A 1,279-nucleotide genomic window follows, 5' to 3' on the forward strand; every position below is an offset into this window, starting at 1 on the left:
AAACCGTGAGGTCAAGCAAATCCCATAAAACCATTCTCAGTTCGGATTGTAGGCTGCAACTCGCCTACATGAAGCCGGAATCGCTAGTAATCGCGGATCAGCATGCCGCGGTGAATACGTTCCCGGGTCTTGTACACACCGCCCGTCACACCACGAGAGTTGGTAACACCCGAAGTCGGTGAGGTAACCTTTTGGAGCCAGCCGCCGAAGGTGGGACCAATGATTGGGGTGAAGTCGTAACAAGGTAGCCGTATCGGAAGGTGCGGCTGGATCACCTCCTTTCTAAGGATATTCGAAAAGCGGAAGCACCCGTTTAGCGACGTACAAACTGTGCCTGACCAAGTCAGGTAGTTCGATGTTGCCGCGCAAAGCGGCGAATTTAATCGAACATTCATCTCTTGTGATAAAGGAAACACGATGAGCGAAAGCGAATTGATGTTGACTTATCGCACGGAGGTGAAGGAAGTTTGCTAGTCGCTGGGTGCTGGAGCTGGACATTACGGAAACATACTGGTTTGTTTGGTTCAGTTTTGAGAGAGTAAATCTCTTTAAAACTTTGTACCTTGAAAACTAAATAAGAGTAAACAAGACATCAAACTTTAAAGCGATAAAAAACGCTTATTCATTGTAAACTTAGTTAAGTGAATAAGGGCGCACGGTGGATGCCTTGGCACTAGGAGCCGATGAAGGACGGGACTAACACCGATATGCCTCGGGGAGTTGTAAGTAAACATTGATCCGGGGATTTCCGAATGGGGAAACCCACTGTTCGTAATGGAGCAGGACTTATACTTTAATACATAGGGTATAAGAGGCACACCCAGGGAACTGAAACATCTCAGTACCTGGAGGAAGAGAAAGCAAATGCGATTTCCCAAGTAGCGGCGAGCGAAACGGAAACAGCCCAAACCAGAGAGCTTGCTCTCTGGGGTTGTAGGACACTCCACACGGAGTTACAAAGAAATTCTTTAGACGAATCAACCTGGAAAGGTTAGCCAAAGAGGGTAACAGCCCTGTAATCGAAAAAGAATTTCCTCCGGAGTGTATCCTGAGTACGGCGGAACACGTGGAATTCCGTCGGAATCCGGGAGGACCATCTCCCAAGGCTAAATACTCCCTAGTGACCGATAGTGAACCAGTACCGTGAGGGAAAGGTGAAAAGCACCCCGGGAGGGGAGTGAAAGAGTACCTGAAACCGTGTGCCTACAAGTAGTCGAAGCGCGTTAATGCGTAACGGCGTACCTTTTGTAGAATGGACCGGCGAGTTACGATTGTATGC

2 rRNA genes are annotated in these 1,279 nt (G+C 48.4%); both read left to right on the top strand.

Annotated features, from left to right (window positions below):
* Positions 1 to 282 (top strand): 16S ribosomal RNA (locus tag A9178_RS18180); the annotation flags it as partial.
* Between the two features lie 353 nt (positions 283 to 635).
* Positions 636 to 1,279: ribosomal RNA gene (locus A9178_RS18185) — 23S ribosomal RNA — on the top strand; the annotation flags it as partial.

It is taken from the genome of Oceanobacillus sp. Castelsardo, assembly GCF_001659985.1.
In the GTDB taxonomy this organism is placed as follows: domain Bacteria; phylum Bacillota; class Bacilli; order Bacillales; family Amphibacillaceae; genus Oceanobacillus.